Genomic DNA, 17,171 nt, shown 5'->3' on the forward strand with positions numbered 1-17,171 from the left:
GGTATGACCGCTGGTCATCAGCGTTTCACGGGGGCGCCGTTGTCAGTGGCGGCGGTTACGTTCGGGGTGTCGCGCAGGCCTCCGAGCCGAAGGTGGCCCGGTCCTTCCTGGGCAGCCGCGTCAAGCGGACCCTCTTCGAGGTGACGCCCGCCCGGGCCGTCGGGATCAGCAACTTCTCCGCCTTCACCAGGGAGGAGGAGTACATCCTCACACCGGGCACGCAGCTCGAGGTGACGGACGTGCCTGACCGACCGCGGGGGCCGGCCGTCCTTGGCGGCGGCCGCCCTCCACCGGCTTCCTCCCGGGGCATGAGCGATGCGCTCGGCCTGGTGACCCGTAGTGGGACGGGCCTCCCCCCTGAAGGGAGCCGCAGCCACCCCTACACCTGCCTTCGGAGCATCCGGGCGCGCAGGTCACGGGGGCAGACTTCCGAGTGCCCGCCAGCCACCCGGATCTGAGGAACCATCACCATGCGTCTGCGCACGACACTCGCCCTGACCGGAGCGCTCTGCTCGGCCCTCCTGCCGGCCGCCGCGGCCCATGCCGACACGCCGAGCGCGAAGACCTACAACGTGTGGCAGTGGAACGTCGCGGGCGACAGCATTCACGACGGGTCGACCACCGACAAGCTCGTCACCGAGGCCACCGCGTCCATCGAGTACCGCAAGGCCGACTTCGCGGGCTTCAACGAGCTCTGCCAGAACCAGTACGACGAGATCGTCAAGCAGCTGCGCGCCGACGGGTGGCCCGAGGACCCGCAGAACTTCGCGCGCTTCGCCCCCAGCCGCGCCGCCGGAAACCCCGCCGTCTGCCAGGGCAACGCCTTCGGGAACGCCGTCTTCAGCAAGAAGCCCCTCGGCTCCGCCGACCGGCTGACGCTGCCTTCCGACGGAACCACGGAAGACCGCAACCTGCTCTGCGCCCCGCTCACCGATGGCTCCCGGACCCGGTTCTGCACCACCCACATCACCACGAAGACCGACTTCTCCGCGAGCCAGCTGGACTACGTGCGCGGCAAGCTGGACGGCTACCACACGGCCGGTGACACCGTCCTGATCGCCGGAGACTTCAACGCGCAGCCCAACTACGGGCGCCTGAACTCCTTCTACGCACCCAGCGCGAACACCGTCAACAACCCGAACAACACCGGCGCGTTCCGTGAACTCGACGACAACGACGCCGCGCACTGCGCCGGCTACGGCGAGCGGACCACGGAGACGTCCGCCACCACCCCGCCCCCGTGCGGCACCGAAGCGAAGATCGATCTGATCTTCGTCCGCGAGAGCGACCTGGCCGGCCCCTACAGCGCCGACTCCCTCGCCATCTCCACCGAGTGCACGGGCGTCAGCGCCTGCTCCGACCACCGCATCCTCACCGGCACCGTCACCGTCACCACCTGAGACGGACCGCGGCCGACGCCGCCGTTGCCCACGCGCGCCCCAGACGTGCCGTGGGGACACCCACTCGCTTTCACTTGGACGGATTCAGGTTCACCTCTATGAAGATCAACATCTTGCGCGGCTCCCTGCTCGCCGGGGTGCTGGCGCTGTTCGGCTCAGTGCTCTTCGCCCTCCCGGCCAGCGCCGCGGCCTTCGACGACTGCCTCGACAACCGGCTCTGCCTCTATACCGCCGAAGGCGGAACGACCGCCGCGGGCGACACCCGCAAGCCCCGCAACTACGAGAGCCACATCACCCCCCAGACCTACTCCGAATTCGACAACGAGACGAAGTCGGCGTGGAACAAGACCGGGTACTGGGCCTGCCTCTACACGGAGACCAAGTGGGGCGGCAGCGTGCAGGCCGTGGCACCGGGGGCCAAGGTTCCCACCCTCAGCGCCGAGCTGAAGGCGCAGGGCGCCGGCGTCAGCTCGCACAAGTTCGCCCCGAGCATGGCCCTGTGCTCCACCGGCCACGAGCGCTGCCCGGAAGACTCCCTGTGCCTGTTCAAGGAGAAGAACGGCCGCGGCGAGATGACCGCGCTGAAGCGCGACGACAACGCCTACTCGGCCGCCTGGGACAACCAGGTCGAGTCCGTCCGCAACCGCACCCAGTCGATCGCGTGCTTCTACCCCGACGCCGCGCAGAGCGGCCAGTGGACGACCACCGCGCCCAACGCCACGTACACGGCGTACACCGTGCTCCGCGGTGACACCACCAACCTGACAGCTCCGTTCGCCGACTCCATCAGCTCCCACAAGCTCGACGCGAACAGCGACTCGAACGAGGACTGCAAGCCGTGAACCACACCCCGCGCAAGCTGATCGCGACGGCCGCTAGCGTCGGCGCCATGCTCCTGCTCACCTCTCCCCAGGCCTTCGGCGCCGAACCGGCCCCGAACCCGATGACCCGGTGGATCTACCACGAGGACAGCTCCAGGCTCGCCCCGGGGGCCAACCACTTCAGGTACACCGAGGATCCGGCACTGCTGGCCGGCCGGACGGCCCCGCGCGAGCTGAACATCGTACGAATGGACCCCGTCGCGGGTGCGGTGCGCCTGGAGACCTCCTTCGGCAAGAAGGCCGGGGTCGCCGAAACCGTCCGGGACCAGCTGGCCACGGCCACCCCGCCGCTGGCCGGCACCAACGCCAGCTTCGCGTCCTACGACAGGCGCGGCGACGGTGTGGCGTCGATGATGTTCAACGGGCTCTCCGCCCGTGACGGCGTCATCAACGGGTCCAGCTGTGTCAGCGCCTTCGGCCCCGTGGACGCGAACGGGAAGTACGGCAGTGTCACGGAAGGGATGCAGGCGACCGTCCTCCAGTACGGATTCCCCTACATCTCCCGCCTGAAATCCGAGCTGACCGTCGAGGTCATGGCCGAGGCGAACGGGCCGGTGCTGGCGACACACGTCCTCGACGACGTGAACCGGACGCCCGGACGCGCCATGGGCTGCGCCCGGGACCTGGACGACGTCAACCACCAGAAGGCCGTCACGTACCTCGGGACCACGACGGCGACGACCGTCTTCCAGGACCCTGACGAGCTCATCGTGTTCAACGGGAACTACGGCGTGGCCACGCCGCCGAAGAACCTCGACACGGACCCCGCCGTGACCGGGGACGACGCCGAGGGAACCGAGATCGTCATCGACCAGACGGGCCGGATCGCAGCCCCCAAGGCTGCCCGGGGCGGAGAGAACGTGGCGGCCGGCGGCTACGCGCTGCAGGCCATCGGCACGGGCTCGGAGACCTGGCTCAAGGCGAACGCCACGGCGGGACGCTACCTGCGGGTGGTCCAGAAGGTCATCGACGTCGGGGCTCCGCCGCTCAAGTCGACGCAATCACCGACCGTGGAAGCACCACGGCCCATCGCCATGGACGAGTCCACCGACATCGTCAGCAGCACCCACGGGCTCATCAGCGACGGGGTGCCCAGGACCAACGAAGACCTCAAGACCTGCAAGCGGCTGTACGACAAGGACAACAACTCCGTGGGCAAGGTGGCGAACCGGCCCCGCCTCGACACCGACTTCTGCCGGGACTCGCGTACGTCCATCGGCGTCGACGAGCAGGGACGCACCCTGCTCATCACGATCACCGGACCGCGCGACGCGGCTCCCCCCGCCACTGAAGCGGCCGCGGACAAGACCGCGGACGGCGCCTTCATGTGGGAGGTGCGCGACATCCTCGCGCACTGGGGCGCCGTCGACGCCATGAACCTCGACGGCGGCGGCTCCACCACCATGGTGACCCACGGCGTCCGCCAGACCGGCCGCACGGACACCGTCCTTCAGGACGGAGTGCTCCAGTGGGCCGAGCGCACCCTCGGCGACTCCGTCTACGTGGGCAGGGGCGGCACCCCGCTCCCGTAGGGGCACCTCCGCCGGCCGGCGGCGCTCGGCCGGCGGAGATCAGACGCGGAACACCGACCCCACGAACTCCGTGAGGAGCCGCTCGGTGCACGGTCGGCACGGGGATCTGCCGGCATGGCGCAGATCATCGGCGAGCGGACCGGACGGTGACAAGGGACGGGTATGACGGTGGCATGAAATTTGATCACCCACCGCCGCGCGCGGGCAGGGACGTGCGTCCGGCTCCCGCCGCATGCGGGCGGGAGCCGGACCGCCGCTCGCCGGAGGGCGCGGCGTCAGCAGGCGTCGATCGTCAGCCCCGGCAGAGGCCGCGGGCGTAGTCGTACGTCGCGGTGGCCTGGGAGTACCGCCACTGCGGGTCCAGCAGGTCGCTCTTCAGCTGTGCGGCCGCGGCCGGGCTCTCGACGACGTACCCGAAGTCCTGCAGCCAGGACGGGTACAGGTTCTTGGAGCCGATGTAGAAGGCCGATCCGTCGACCGAGACCAGCTTGTGGTGCTGGGCGTACGGCTTGCCGTCCGCCCAGGTCGGCTGGTCGGAGGCGCGGAACGTGGCCAGTTGGAGGTTCTCGCACAGGGCCGTCCGCGCCCGGCCGCCGTCGCCGGTCAGGGCCGTCACCCGGCCGCGCAGGGCGTCGCTCACCTCGGACAGCGACTTGATCTGCGAGTAGCCTCCGCTGCCGATCGTGCCGCGGTTCGCCGGGTCGCTCACGACGATGCGGACCTTCACACCCGAGACGAGCTTCGCGGCCAGGGCGTCGTAGAGGCGCACGTCGTAGCGGGGCAGCGGCGGGCAGGTGGCGTGCACGTCCTGCTGGGAGATCTCGATGTGCGAGTTCGCGCTGGAGACCAGGGCGCGCAGGGCGCTCTCCTCCGGGTTGACGGTGTCGTAGTCCCGGTCGGCGTTGGTGTTGTCGTGTATCCCGATCCCGCACTTGGTGTCGCCGGCCGTGGGCAGGACCGGGCGGAAGGCCGAGGCGGGGTCGTTCTGCCGGATGCCCACGCCGAGGCCGCCGACGGCGAGCGCGGGGATGTTCCCCCCGCCTTCCGGGGAGGCGGGCCGGGGCAGGGAGGGCATGCAGTCCGCGCCGGGCGAGGCGGCGAACCAGACCGAGCTCCAGCTGCTCTTGTTGCGGCAGGTCCAGTCCCACAGGGAGTCAAGGTAGCGGCCCGCGGAGCCCGCCGCGGGTCCGGACAGCGCGAGATCGACGTCGCTCACCGGGTGGGAGGTCTCCAGGTAGTCGTCCTTCCAGCTGTTGATGCCGCCGGTGATCACCGAACCGCCGTCCACCACGACCAGCTTGGAGTGGTTCCAGGAGAAGGCGGTCTTCGAGGTGGTCATCGAAGCCACGTTGAGGGTGATGTTGCCCGCGGCGGCCGGGCCCAGCTTCGCGATCAGCTCGTCCCGGTAGGACGACGGGATCACCGTGGAGTGGTAGAGGGGTGCGGCGCCCACCAAGATGCGCACCTTCAGCCGGTTGCCCTTCTGGGCGGACTCCCTGAGGCCCGCGACGATCGCCTCCTGGTAGCCGCCGTTGGGGAAGGGCGCCAGCGTGGATATGTCCACCGTCTGCCGGGCGCCCGCGATGTCCTGGCGCATCTTCTCCAGGAGGCGGCGCGATCCGGGCCGGTCGGCGCACGCCGCGTCGCCCCAGCAACCGGGTGTCTGGAGCAGCCAGTCGGCGCCACCGGGCACGGACGAGCCGAGCCGGTTGCCGGAGGTGCGCTCCCAGACCGAGCCCTCCAGGCCCGGCGAGACCTGGCGCAGGGTCTGCTCGATCGAGTCCAGGTGCGGTGTGGGTGCGTCCGCAGCGAACGCGGTGGTGGTGGCTCCGAGGAGGGAGAAGCCGAGCGCGAGGGCCGATGCGCGGACGACGGCCTTCGTACGGGAGGTGCGGGCCAATGTGGTTCCTTGACTGAGGGCGGCTCTGGCCGCAAGCACGGTCGGCCATGGCACCGACCTTGATCAACTCACGCAAGTTACCAAGAAGTAGCCGCCCGTTCACTCACCGCAGTCGAGATCAGGCCACACGGAGCCGGGTCTCCCCCGACGGGTTCCGGGGCCCGCACGGCTACGTGTACGTGGCCACGCGCCTCATCGACGCAGGAACGCGGCTACCGCGGCCCCCGTGAGGGTCCGATAGCGGTGCTCCGCGGTATCGGCGGCGAAGTGGCCGGCCAGCTCCAGGCTGATCGAGCCGTGGGCGGCCGCCCAGATGGTGTCCGTCACCTCGTCGACGTCGACGTCCGGGCGGAAGGCCCCGGCCGCCGCGCAGGTGCGTACGGCTTCGCGCAGGACGTCGAGGCTCGCCGCGGCGGTCGAGCGGGCCTGGGCGGTGGGGGTGAAGCCCGGGATCAGTCCGGCGAACATGACCTGGTAGAGATTGCGTTCGGCCAGGGCGTTGTCGCGGTAGGCGCGGCCCAGGGCCGCCAGGTGTGCGGGCGGATCGTCGTGGGGCGGGACGCCCTCCAGGCGGTGGCGGAGGCGTTCGAAGCCCTCCCGGTACAGGGCTTCGGCGATGCCGTCCTTCGCTCCGAAGTGGCGGTAGAGGACCGTGGTCGAGCAGCCGGCCGCGGTGGCGATGCGGCGCATGGTGAGCCCGGCCGAGCCTTCCGCGGCGAGGAGTTGGGCCGCGAGGTCCAGGAGGGCGGCTCGCAGTGCTTCCTGGCCCAGCGCCTGGGTACGGGTGAAGAGGTCGCCGCTCATGCCGGCTGCCAGTCGCCGAGGGGGCGGTAGATCGGGATTCCGGCCTCGGTGAGCGCGGTGCGCTTGGCGAAGTACCCGTCGCCCATCGGGTCCAGGCCGCGCAGTGGCATCGTGCCGCGCCAGATGGTCAGGTCCTCCGGTGCGAGCCGCTCGGCTCGCGCGAAGTGCGGCCCGGCTTCCGCCTGGCGGCCGTTGCGGTGCAGCCAGAGGCCGAGAGCCGCTTCCGTGCGGGCCGCCTGCCGGTCGGCCGTGGCCCGGCGGGTGTGCAGGGCCACGGCCTCTTCGGACAGTCCGCTGTCGCCGGTGAGGACCCAGCGGTCGAGTGCGGCCAGCGCCGCCGCGGAGTCCAGGCCCGACAGTTCGCGGAACAGGTCGGTCGCGAACTGCGTGTCGTGGGGGCGGACGATACGGCCCTCCTCGTCGATCCACAGGACCGTGGGGACGTTCAGCACGTCGTAGAGGTCGGCCACGGAGCCGTCGGTGTCGATGAGCGCGGGGTGGGTGACGGCGGCTTCGGCGATCCACGGGGCCGCGTCGGCCGTCCGGCGGTCCACGGCGACACTGAGGACGCTGAAACCGTGTCCGGCCAGAGCGGCGTGGCGGCGCTCCCATGCGGGGAGGTCGTAGCGGCAGCCGCACCACGAGCCCCAGAAGACCAGCGCGACCTTGCGGCCGCGCAGATCGCTCAGCGCATGCCGGACTCCGTCCGCGTCGGGCAGGGCGAAGTCCGGGGCGGCGGTCCCGGTGAGCGCCCGTGAGCGCTCCTGCGCCGAGATGCCGATGGCCACGACCCCGGTGCCGGTCGCGACCGGGCGGTCGAGGATCTCGGCGAACGCCACCGGGTCGAGCAGGCCCCCGTGTTCGGCCCCGGCCGCGGCGGACGCCGGCACGCACAGCTCGTCACGGCACCAGCCGTGCGGTTTGCGGACCCAGCCGAGAGCACGCTCGGCCGCCTCCGGCGTGAGCAGGATCCGGCCCGCCGGGCCAGCCTGTGCGGCGACGACCGTCTCCCGGTCGCCGTCCAGAATCGTGACGTCCATTCCCACCCCCCCCATTGCCACCCTGTCAAAACAACGTACTAAAAAAGTAACAGCGTTATCCATCGCCTGGCAAGGCGTCAGGGCGGGCCCCCGGACTCAGTACGGCCTGCCGACCGAACCTCTGCGCCTCCTCAAGTCCCTTGCCGTACGCCGGACACGCCCGCCACGATGATCGGCATGACTGGATTCATGACCCGATTTCCGGGACGGAACACCGCGCACGATGTCGTACTGCTCGTCCGGGATGCGGACGTCGTCGCGGACGCCCTGCGCCAGGCCCTGGCCGAGGCCTCCCCCGAGGAGCGGCCGGGCCTGGAACGCGCCGCGGCACTCGTCGAGTCCACCGCCGCCGCCACCGAGACCCAGTTGCGCGCCCGCTGGGTCCGCTCCCGGCTGGCCGCCGCCGGTTTCACGGGTGCCGTCGACTCCGTCGCCGCGGTGAAGGCGCTCCGCCGGGGGAAGCCGAAGCTGAGCCTGCTGGCGGCCGTACAACTACAGAGGGACGCAGTGGCACATCCCGAGTGACCTGCGGACTCGACTCGACTCGGCTCGGCTCGGCTCGGCTTCCGGCGGGTGCGTCTCGGGCCCCCGGCGTCGCGGGCTCCGGACCGCGCTACCGCCGCGGGGCGGGCCTCAGCGCGTGCGGTAGACCCGCAACTGCGAGACCTCGTAGGACAGTTCCTCGACCCCAGGCTCGGGCGCCGGGTGGTACCTGCCCGCGGAGACCGAGAGGTTGACGATGAGGTAGGCGGACCAGCCGCGGCCCACGCCCCGGCCGTCACTGAAGACCCGGTCGCCGTTGACCCACCAGACGACCGAACCCCTCCCGAACTCGACCTTCAGGTCGATCCACGCTCCGGGCCGGATCGCGGGGTCGCGGTGGTAGCGGTGCGCCTCCCGAACGTGGTTGGAGAGTTCCAGCAGGTCCGGGTTGTCGGGGTGGTACTCGAAGACGTCGATCTCCTGGCCGCCGTCGCGCCAGGTCCAGATGGCGGGCCACGCGCCCCGCCGCACCGGCAGCTTCACCCGCGCCTCCAGCACGTCGCCGGTGCGCACCGTGAAGTCCCCGTCGCTGCCCTCGGTGGTGAGCAGCCCGCTGTCCCAGTGGCCGTCGGGCCGCGGCGTCGCGCGGAAGACCCCTCCGCGGCTGTAGGCGGGGTCGGCGACGAGGTGGTCCAGCTTGTTGTCGCCCGGGTTGACCGGGCCGCCGTCGGGATACGCCCACGAGCGGCCGGCGACCCACTGGGCGGAAGAGGCGAAGTCGGCGGTGAAGACGGGGGCGCGGCGCGGTCGGACCAGGTTCCGCAGCCGTTCGAGCGTGTCCGAGATCATGCCTGTGTTGTGCCCACCAGGAGTCCCGGCACACCCGAATTCTCACTCATCGCGATCACGCGATGACTCTCCGCTTCCAGCCGGTTCCAGGAGCCGGTCGGGTGGATCAGTGCTGGTCGAAAACGTAGCCGTGCGCCTCGCCGGCCGGACAGGCGAAGACGCGGAAGTCGCCCCACCTTCCCACCGTGATCCCGGTGGTCGCGTCACTGGCCACGGTGAACAGGAGCCCGCACGGGGCCCCGCAGGTGTGACACGGGACGTCGTAGGGGTCGGTGAGGTGCCAGGTGGGCCACCCGCCGAACTTGATCCCGGCCACCCGGGTGATGACATCGCCCTCACCCCCGATCGACTTCACGTACTCCCGTACGGAGGTGGGGAGTTCACCGTCCGGCAACGCCATCGGGTAAGGGAAGTCAACTAGGGCGACCGGGGCGAGCGTGCACCCGACCGGGGTGAAGCCGTAGTCCGGGTCCTCCTGCCGTACGGGCGGCGGCGGCGACCCCAGCGTGCTCGTGACATCGGTGCTGTTCCGCCAGCGGATCTCGGCGACCGGGCTGACGTCGGCGTGCGGAGCCGGCGGATCCCAGTGCACGTTGGGGCACCACAGGAGCTGGAACACGTCCTTGCCCTCGGGCCACCAGTCGCCCGGTGCGTCCCGCTGGTGCACCTGCACCACCGCCACCATGGCGGTCGCCGGCGTCCCGGAGCCGGACTTCTCGTCGGGGAGGCCGCAGTGTGGCCAGGGCTCGTCGGCCGGCCAGAGCAACGGTCCGCCCACGGAACTCTGGTGGACCGTCGGCTCCCCCCGTTCGGGGGCCAGCACCACGGCCGGCCGCGCGTACGGTGCGAGACCGGGCACGGCCGCGATGATGTCCCCGACGGAGGGCCTGGTGCGGTAGGGCAGATCCATGGCAGGAAACTAGCCCACCCCTCTGACAGCGGGTGCGGGGCCCCCTGGGGCGCTGCGGGCCGGGTCGTCGGCCCGCACCCGTCCCCCGGTCGGCCCCGGTCGGACGGTGCGGCTGGGGCACGGGGGACACCTCCGCGGGGGCAGCGGGACTGCGGGTCGGGGGACATTGCACATTCGGCTGATTCGTCAGAACAGTAGGTCCATACGATCAGCCTCTGTCCGTACCGCTCATCCGCCGCGCACCCGTTTCCCCCGTACGCGGTAACGTGACACCGATACCCGACCTTGAAGGACCACATGCCCGCCCAGCAGCCCGCAGTCTCGGTGATCATGCCGGTACTCAACGAGGAGCGCCATCTGCGCGACTCGGTCCGCCACATCCTCGGACAGGAGTACGGGGGTGAGATGGAGGTGGTGATCGCGCTCGGGCCGTCCACGGACCGTACCGACGAGATCGCCGCCGAGCTGGTCCGCGAGACAGCCTCCGACCGCGCCCGGGTCCACACCGTGCCCAATCCCACCGGCCGCACGCCCGCCGCCCTCAACGCGGCCATCGAAGCCTCCCGCCACCCGATCGTGGTGCGCGTGGACGGCCACGGCATGCTCTCCCCGAACTACATCGCCACCGCGGTCCGCCTCCTGGAGGAGACCGGGGCCCAGAACGTCGGCGGCATCATGCACGCCGAGGGCGAGAACCCCTGGGAGGACGCCGTCGCGGCCGCGATGACCTCGCGGATCGGCGTCGGCAACGCCGCCTTCCACACCGGCGGCAAGGCCGGCCCCGCCGACACCGTGTACCTCGGGGTGTTCCGCCGCGAGGCGCTGGAGAAGGCCGGCGGCTACAACGTGGAGTTCATCCGCGCCCAGGACTGGGAGCTGAACTTCCGCATCCGCGAGGCCGGCGGGCTCATCTGGTTCTCGCCCGAGCTGAAGGTCCAGTACCGCCCGAGGCCCTCCGTACGGGCGCTCGCCAAGCAGTACAAGGACTACGGGCGCTGGCGCCACGTGGTGGCCCGCTACCACTCGGGCTCCATCAACCTGCGCTACCTCGCGGCGCCGACGGCCGTCTGCGCGATCGCCGCCGGCGTGGTCGTCGGCGCGGCCGTCACCCCGTGGGCCTTCGTCCTGCCGGCCGGCTACCTCGTGGCGATCACCGCAGGATCCGTCCCGGCGGGCAAGGGCCTGTCGCTGAAGGCCCGGCTGCGGATCCCCGTCGCCCTGGCCACCATGCACGTGTGCTGGGGCTTCGGCTTCCTGACCAGTCCGCGCTCGCTCGCCGCCAAGGTGATCGCGAGCCGGCGTCCGTCGGCCCGCCGGGACCCCGCCGAGCTCTGAGCTCCGGGCGCGCGGCCCCGCGTACGCGAAAGGGGTGACCCGGTCCGGGCGGACCGGGTCACCCCTTTCGCATGACGTGCACCGCGCCGTCGGTCTCAGATCACCAGCGGTAGACCGAGTAGATGTCCATGCAGCCGGTGTCCGTGCCGTTGAGGACGTCGGCCGACTCCGGGACCGCGCCCGCTTCGGGCGCCGCCTGCTGCGGGTAGGCGTTGCCCTCGCGCCAGTCCGCGCCGACCACGAGGGTGATCTTGGCGGCGCCGGCGGCCTTCTGCACCGAGCCGGCCGGAATCCCGAGGGCCGCCGCCACGCTCTGCGCGTCGGCCGCCTGGGCGTCCGTGGCGTAGCGGACGACCGTGCTCTTCTCCGGGGTGAGCGTGCTGTCCGCCTTGGCCAGCGCGAACCCCTTGGAGACCAGCTGGCCCGTGATGGCCGTGGCCCGCTTGGGCACCGGAGCCGTCCCGGCGCCCGTGCCGTTGACCACCTGTACGGCGATCTTCGCCGGGTCGGCGGCCGGGGCCTTGGAGGGCTCGGGGACCGGCGCCGAGGGGGAACCGCCCGTGGCGGGCTGGCCGCTCTCGGCCGGGGCGGCCGGATCGCCGTTGGAGTCCATGGCGACGTCCTTGCGGAGCATCGTCCACATCTTCTCGGAGTCCTTGGGGTTCACGACCAGCCGGTCCTTGTCCCCGGGGGCTTCCAGCACTGGGATCGTGGCCATCGTGATGCGGTTGATCGGTACGTCCTTGAGCGCGAGGCCGAGGTCGAGGAGCTTCTTGACCGACCCGATCTCCTCCGACACCTTCAGCGCCTTCGTCGCCGCCTCCGCCAGGCCCGTGAGGCGGGGGATGTCGGTGAAGGCGTTCTGGCCCTTGAGCCCGCGCATCATCGAGTTCATGTACATGTGCTGCGCCTTGGCCCGGCCCATGTCGCTGCCGAAGGCGTGCCGGGTGCGCAGCCACTGGAGCGCCTGCTCGCCCTGGACCCGGGTGGTGCCCGCCTTCAGCTTGAGGCCGGAACCGCCCGTCCCCGACCCTGGCTTCGACTGGTCGAAGACGTTCTGGTTGACGCAGACGTCGACGCCGCCGATCGCGTCGGCCATGCTCACGACACCGGCGAAGTCGATCATCATCCAGTGGTCGATGTAGACGTTGGTCAGCTTCTCCCAGGTGGCCAGGGTGCAGCCGGGCCCCCCGTTCGCGAGGCTCTCGTTGATCATCGTCTTGGTGGCTTTGTACTTCTTGCCCGTCTCGGGATCGGTGCACTCCGGGATGTCCACGATGGTGTCGCGCGGCACGGAGGTGACCGAGGCGTTCTTCCGGTCGGCGGATATGTGGATCAGCATCTGCACGTCGGCCCGCGCGGGGTCGCCTATGTTGTCCCAGCCCCCGCCGAGTTTGGCGTTCGCCTCGTCGCGGACGTCGGAGCCGAGCATCAGGATGTTGATGGGCCGTCGGCCGGCGGAGTCGGCCTCGGTCTTGGCCACCCCGGTGTCGCCGCTCAGGCGCTGGCCGCTGCGGATGTTGGCGTTGAGGTGGCGGTAGTAGAGGTAGCCGGCCGCCGCCGTCCCGAGTATGAGCAGCGCCACTATGAGGGCGGCCCAGCGCAGTACGCGCCGCCGCCTGCTCCGTACCGGCCGCCTCGTACCGCCGCGGCGGCGCCGGCGGCCGCCCGACCGCTGCGGGGGCACGACGGCTCCCGCGCCCTGGCGGTCGCCGGGTATCGCCTCGCCGGACCGGACCGGCGTTCCCTCCCCTTGCACGCTGCTGTGCCTCACACGTACCCCCCTCAAGATCACTTCGTGTCCCCCATGGTGCCGGTCGGGCGCGATCCGTGACGCCATCGCGCGACCGTGGGCGCCTGGTCGGCGGCCCCGCGCGTCACTTGGCGCAGACTTCCTTGTCCGCCTCGACCCGCTGCACGCCCTCGGGCGTCTTCTGCGGGGCCGTCAGCGACACCCCCGCCCCCTTGAAGTCCGCGCCGAGCGTCAGCTTCATCGGCGTCTTCGGCGCGGCGTCGGCCGTCCCCATCTTCAGCGCCGTCGCCGGCAGCCCCATCATGTCCATCAGCGCCCGCGCCTGGTCGGCCTGGTTGGGCGCGTACTCCAGCTGCGTGGTCTCCACCTTGGCGGGCGCGTTGCCCAGGTTGCTGGACTTCCCCACGCCCTTGGTGTTCTGCAGCCAGTTCAGGGTGCCGGACGCCGAACCCGCCGGGCCGCCGCCGTTGTAGACGTCCACCCGGACGTCCTTGGCCGCCGCGCGGTTGCCCTGCGTCAGCGCGTCCAGCTTGGCCTTCGCATCGGCGTCGGCCGCGTCCTTCGCGGCCTGCTCCTTCTGCTCGACCTCCGTGAGGGAGACGTCCCCCCGGATCATCTGCAGCAGTGGCTCGGCCTGCGTCTGGTTGACCACCACGGTGGCCTTCTCGTTGGCCGGCTCCGCCGGATTGTCGAGCACCGGAAGCGTGGTGAAGGTGATGTTCTTGAGGTCGATGTCCTTCAACTCGCCCGCGAGCTCGGTGAGTTTGTCGATCGACCCTATGCCGGAGTCCACGCCCAGCGACTTGGTGGCCGCCTCGGCGAGGGAGAAGAACTTCTGCGGACTGGTCAGCGTCTGCTTCGACTTCATCTCGCGCATCATCGAACTCAGGAACTGCTGCTGGGTCTTGATGCGGTCGAGGTCGCTGCGCTGCCCGAAGGCGTGCCGGGTCCGGACGAAGGCCAGCGCCTGCTCGCCCTCCAGCCGGTGCTGGCCCGCCGACAGCTTGAGCTTGGAGTCCTTGTCGTCGACGGCCTTCTCCACGCAGACCGGCACGCCGCCGACCGCCGTGCTCAGGTTCTTCACCGCGTTGAAGTCGGCCATCATGAAGTGGTCGACCTGGACCCCGGTGAGCTCCTTGACCGTGCGCATCGTGCAGCCCGGGTCGCGGCCCGCCTGTCCGAGGCTGGTGTTGAAGCGGGCCCCGCGCTCGCCGGCGATGTTCTTCGTCGAACCGTCCGGCTGCTTGGTCGGGCAGGCCGGCACGTTGGTGATCAGGTCGCGCGGGATGGACAGCGCCGTGGCGTTGGAGCGGTCCTTCGAGACGTGGAAGAGGATCGTGGTGTCGGCGTGGCCGACGCTGCCCGCGTCCCCGTACCCCTCGTTGCCGGCGCCGCTGCGCTTGTCGGTGCCGATGACCAGGATGTTGATCGCCTGGTCCTTCTTGAAGCCGCCGCTCGTACCGGCGTCGCCGACATCGGTGACCGTGAGGTTGCCGTTCAGGTGGTCGTAGTAGAGGTACGCCGCCACCGAGCCGCCGACCAGCAGGAACGCCAGGGTTCCACCGGTCACGACCAGGATCTTCTTGCGGCGTCCGCCGCCGCCCTTGCGCGAGCGCCCGCCCCGGCGGCCGCCGGGAGGCCCCTCGCCGCGGCGCGGGCCGGGAACGGCCGGGGCCGGAGCGGCGGGAGATCCCGGAGCGGCCGGAGCCCTGCGCGGCACGGCACGGGGCGCGGCACGCTGCGCCGGTGCTTGCGCAACGGAATGATCCAGTCGCAGTTCGTAGTTGCCGGTGCGGGGGTTGAGCACCCACTGGTCTGCGGGGTCGATTTCCTCGGCCCGTCCACGGCTTTGCGCATCCACGGTTTGCTCGAATCCTCCGTCGGTGCTTCGCGACGCGCCTCCCCCGGGCGCACGGTCAACGATCCGGCTGCTGGCGCGCGGCCTCTGTGCTGGCCGGGCGCCGGATCGCTCACCTTATCCGGACAGCTTCGTCGCAAACCATGCTGGTGATGAATTCCACGCCCTTACAACGGGGCAATCGCCTCAACAAGCTCGGGTCGGTCACCGGCTTTTGGGATTGCTTTACCGGCAGTCGGCCACGCCCGCCGTGGTGCCCGTAAAGGTGGGGACGGGTGTGGGGCCGTCCGCGGTTCCCCGGGGCCGCGCGCCGTCCGCTCCGTCGTCGGCGGCGCCCGGCGCCGCCTGCTCGCTCTGCGGGGTGGGCTCGGGCGTCGGTGCGGGCGGCGCTATCGTCAGCGGCTCGTCCGCCCGCAGCCGCCGGAACAGCTGGTCCGCGTCCGGCTGCCGCAGCTCGTCCCGGTTCCGGTTGGCGGCGTACGGCCGGCGCGGCACCGTGAGGAATTTGACCTGGTCGGTCGGGATGTCGCGCACGCTCCGCGCGAGCTCGTACAGCCCCCGCAGGGAGGCCAGCCCCGGGTCCGTGGTCACCGAGGAGGTCGCCGCGTCCAGCAGCGGATACAGCCGCCCCGGATTGAGCAGCACCCCGTTGCTCTGCACCTTCTTCACGAGCGACCCGAGGAAGGCCTGCTGGCGCTCCATCCGCTCGGTGTCGCTGCCGTTGCCCAGGCTGTGGCGGGCCCGTACGAAGCCCAGCGCCTGCTCGCCCTGGAGCGTCTGCCGGCCGGCCGGCAGCTTCAGCTTGGCCTCCGCGTCGTCCACCGGCCGCCTGAGGCAGACCTCCACCCCGCCGATGGCGTCCACCATCTTCGTGAAGCCGCTGAAGTCCACCACCATGTGGTGGTCCACCCGGATCCCGGTCAGCGCCTCGACCGTACGGATCGTGCAGGCGGCCCCGCCCCATGCGAACGCCCAGTTGAACTGGGCGAACTGCTCCCTGGTGCGGCTGCCGTCCTGCTGCAGGCAGGCGGGTATCTCCGCCATCAGGTCCCGGGGTATCGACACCGCCGTCGCACTCTTGAGGTCCGCCGGCAGGTGCAGCAGGATCGTGGTGTCCGAGCGCTGCGTGCCCTCGTCCTGCCCGTAGCGGGCGTTGCCCGCGCCGGAGCGGGAGTCCGAGCCGATCAGCAGGATGTTCTGCGCCCCGCCCGCCAGGTGGACCGGGCGCTCCTTGTCGTAGCGCCGCAGCTCGGCGGCGGCCGAGGTGTCCTCGCTGATGTTCCCCTCGAGCTTGGAGTAGACCCACCAGCCGGCCCCCGCTCCCGCGAGGACCAGCAGGACCAGCCCGAGGCCGATCCAGCGCAGCAGGCGGCGCCGACGGCCCTTCGGAGGCTTCTGGGTGCCTCCGGCCGCTTCGGTGCCGCCCGGTATGCCCGCGCTGTCCCTCACTCGTGTTCCGTCCCCTCACCCGTACCGGCGGCCGTACGGGTGAGTACGGCCTCTGCCGATCCTGCCCCCGGGTGCCCCCGACGGCCCGGGGGCACGACTCTGTATAGGGCCATGTGGGTGACAAATAGCCTATATCCGGCATGGGGCGGTGTGGGTGACGGCGGAGTCAGGCGGTGTGGGTGACGCGCTCGCTCTCGATCCGCTGCGCCAGCGCCTGCTCCGAGAGGCCCTCCGCATTGCGGCACAGCACCACGGAGCCGCCGGTCGCCAGGGCCGCGTACAGCCCGGCCGAGAGCCCCTCCCAGCCGTCGTAGCCGAGCCGGGACAGCGTGCGGGAGCCCTCGCCGAGACCGCGCTTCACCGCGTCCTCGCGGGCCCGCTCCACGACCCCGGCGTACGACAGCTCCTCGCCGCCGACCGCCAGGCCCGGGCCGTCCGCGTCCACGGGCTGGAAGGGCGCGAACCGGTCGCCCTGCCCCGGGACCTCCACGGCGTAGTCCGCGAACCCGGCCGGCGGCTGCGGGAAGCGCCCGCCCAGCGGCCGCAGCGCGAGCGCGACCCGCTCGCCGGAGCACGCCGCGGCCTCCTCCAGGGTGTCGGGCCCGCTCACCACCAGGTCGGCGCCGGCCGGGTCCCCGCCCACCTCGGCGACGACTCCGACCGAGGCGCAGGCCAGCAGCCACACGGCGCTCTGCCAGTGCGCGGGGAGCAGCAGCGCGAGCCGGTCGCCGGGCTCGGCGCCCAGGTCGCCCTGGAGCAGATTGGCGGTCTTGGCCACCCAATTGGCGAAGGTGGCGACGGACAATTCGACGCGCTCGCCCGTGGCGTCGTCGTAGAAGGTGACGAGCGGGCGGCCGGGATCGCCGGCGAGCGCGGATCGCAGCAGGTCGGCAGGGGTGCGGTCAGTGGCGTTCACGGACCCGAGCCTACGCGGGCCCCTCGTCCGTACGGCGGCAGCGCGGTCCCCCGTACGGGGG

The 17,171-nt window shown here is 71.3% G+C and carries 14 protein-coding genes; 5 read left to right on the forward strand and 9 right to left on the reverse strand.

From position 1 onward, the window contains the following. The first annotated feature begins 470 nt into the window (after nucleotides 1–470). The 3 genes from DRB89_RS09925 to DRB89_RS09935 all read left to right on the forward strand — a co-directional run bounded on the left by DRB89_RS09925 (nucleotide 471) and on the right by DRB89_RS09935 (nucleotide 3,813). The gene (locus DRB89_RS09925; protein WP_112448796.1) at nucleotides 471–1,400 is read left to right on the forward strand and encodes an endonuclease/exonuclease/phosphatase family protein; all 930 of its coding nucleotides are present in this window, start codon (nucleotides 471–473) and stop codon (nucleotides 1,398–1,400) included. 98 nt (nucleotides 1,401–1,498) lie between these two features. Then, nucleotides 1,499–2,242, forward strand: coding sequence for a peptidase inhibitor family I36 protein (locus tag DRB89_RS09930; RefSeq protein ID WP_112448795.1), 744 nt, complete (start codon nucleotides 1,499–1,501; stop codon nucleotides 2,240–2,242). Next, nucleotides 2,239–3,813: a phosphodiester glycosidase family protein gene (locus DRB89_RS09935; protein ID WP_112448794.1), complete on the forward strand. Its 1,575-nt coding sequence runs from the start codon at nucleotides 2,239–2,241 to the stop codon at nucleotides 3,811–3,813. Before DRB89_RS09930 ends, DRB89_RS09935 begins: the two co-directional genes overlap by 4 nt. A 292-nt stretch (nucleotides 3,814–4,105) precedes the next feature. On the opposite strand, the gene DRB89_RS09940 is transcribed toward DRB89_RS09935, so the two are convergent. The 3 genes from DRB89_RS09940 to DRB89_RS09950 form a co-directional block, all read right to left on the reverse strand. Continuing rightward, on the reverse strand, nucleotides 4,106–5,713 hold the full coding sequence (locus tag DRB89_RS09940; RefSeq protein WP_112448793.1) for a phospholipase D-like domain-containing protein: 1,608 nt from the start codon (nucleotides 5,711–5,713) through the stop codon (nucleotides 4,106–4,108). Nucleotides 5,714–5,905: 192 nt separating this feature from the next. Further along, nucleotides 5,906–6,517: a TetR/AcrR family transcriptional regulator gene (locus DRB89_RS09945; protein ID WP_112448792.1), complete on the reverse strand. Its 612-nt coding sequence runs from the start codon at nucleotides 6,515–6,517 to the stop codon at nucleotides 5,906–5,908. Then, nucleotides 6,514–7,557, reverse strand: coding sequence for a TlpA disulfide reductase family protein (locus tag DRB89_RS09950; RefSeq protein WP_162688528.1), 1,044 nt, complete (start codon nucleotides 7,555–7,557; stop codon nucleotides 6,514–6,516). The genes DRB89_RS09945 and DRB89_RS09950 overlap by 4 nt, the downstream gene beginning before the upstream one ends. Before the next feature lie 177 nt (nucleotides 7,558–7,734). On the opposite strand from DRB89_RS09950, the gene DRB89_RS42785 reads away from it, so the two are divergent. Then, nucleotides 7,735–8,082 (forward strand): hypothetical protein, encoded by a 348-nt coding sequence (locus tag DRB89_RS42785; protein ID WP_162688529.1) that lies wholly within the window; start codon nucleotides 7,735–7,737, stop codon nucleotides 8,080–8,082. Nucleotides 8,083–8,190: 108 nt separating this feature from the next. Here the strand turns inward: DRB89_RS42785 and DRB89_RS09955 are convergent, their stop codons facing one another. Together DRB89_RS09955 and DRB89_RS09960 are read right to left on the reverse strand one after the other, a co-directional pair. After that, nucleotides 8,191–8,889: a beta-glucanase gene (locus tag DRB89_RS09955; protein WP_112448790.1), complete on the reverse strand. Its 699-nt coding sequence runs from the start codon at nucleotides 8,887–8,889 to the stop codon at nucleotides 8,191–8,193. 106 nt (nucleotides 8,890–8,995) lie between these two features. Then, the gene (locus DRB89_RS09960; RefSeq protein ID WP_239516071.1) at nucleotides 8,996–9,799 is read right to left on the reverse strand and encodes a hypothetical protein; all 804 of its coding nucleotides are present in this window, start codon (nucleotides 9,797–9,799) and stop codon (nucleotides 8,996–8,998) included. Nucleotides 9,800–10,096: 297 nt separating this feature from the next. Here DRB89_RS09960 and DRB89_RS09965 point away from each other — a divergent pair, with 297 nt between their 5' ends. Further along, nucleotides 10,097–11,134, forward strand: coding sequence for a glycosyltransferase family 2 protein (locus tag DRB89_RS09965; RefSeq protein WP_112452036.1), 1,038 nt, complete (start codon nucleotides 10,097–10,099; stop codon nucleotides 11,132–11,134). Between the two features lie 100 nt (nucleotides 11,135–11,234). On the opposite strand, the gene DRB89_RS09970 is transcribed toward DRB89_RS09965, so the two are convergent. From DRB89_RS09970 to DRB89_RS09985, 4 genes are all read right to left on the reverse strand, one after another. Continuing rightward, entirely contained in the window at nucleotides 11,235–12,908 is a 1,674-nt protein-coding gene (locus DRB89_RS09970) for an LCP family protein (protein ID WP_343234654.1), read from the reverse strand. Between the two features lie 103 nt (nucleotides 12,909–13,011). After that, on the reverse strand, nucleotides 13,012–14,748 hold the full coding sequence (locus DRB89_RS09975; RefSeq protein ID WP_112452034.1) for an LCP family protein: 1,737 nt from the start codon (nucleotides 14,746–14,748) through the stop codon (nucleotides 13,012–13,014). A 222-nt stretch (nucleotides 14,749–14,970) separates the two neighbouring features. Beyond that, nucleotides 14,971–16,194, reverse strand: coding sequence for an LCP family protein (locus tag DRB89_RS09980; RefSeq protein WP_112452033.1), 1,224 nt, complete (start codon nucleotides 16,192–16,194; stop codon nucleotides 14,971–14,973). Between the two features lie 166 nt (nucleotides 16,195–16,360). Then, nucleotides 16,361–17,110, reverse strand: a complete 750-nt coding sequence (locus DRB89_RS09985) for a TIGR03089 family protein (RefSeq protein ID WP_112452032.1) — start codon at nucleotides 17,108–17,110, stop codon at nucleotides 16,361–16,363. Nucleotides 17,111–17,171 lie beyond the last annotated feature (61 nt).

Origin of the sequence: Streptomyces sp. ICC4, assembly GCF_003287915.1 — a bacterium.
Classification (GTDB): domain Bacteria; phylum Actinomycetota; class Actinomycetes; order Streptomycetales; family Streptomycetaceae; genus Streptomyces; species Streptomyces tritrimontium.